Genomic DNA, 259 nt, shown 5'->3' on the forward strand with positions numbered 1-259 from the left:
GTCTGCTGTCCGGTATTCTGGGGCAGGGGGCAAGCGGCCTGTTGGGCGGCGGTGGCATCCTCGGCGGGCTGGGTTCTGGTCTTGGCGGGGTGCTCTCCGGTGGTGGGCTGGGATCGAGCTTTGCCAACCTTGGTGGTTTGCGCTCCGGCGCGTCTGGCGGGCTGGGCGCCATCGGCGCGGCCCTCCCGGCGCTTGGCATTGTGCTTGGTGGTGCCGCACTTCTGAAGAAGGCCTTCAGCCGCAAGTTCGCCTTCTCCGG

The 259-nt window shown here is 68.7% G+C and carries 1 protein-coding gene; it reads left to right on the plus strand.

Annotated elements, in window-relative coordinates; translation table 11 throughout:
• A partial coding sequence (locus R0J92_RS24205; RefSeq protein ID WP_411053554.1) for a hypothetical protein occupies positions 1–259 on the plus strand: 259 nt, incomplete at both ends.

This window comes from Tritonibacter sp. SIMBA_163, from assembly GCF_046535935.1.
Classification (GTDB): domain Bacteria; phylum Pseudomonadota; class Alphaproteobacteria; order Rhodobacterales; family Rhodobacteraceae; genus Epibacterium; species Epibacterium scottomollicae.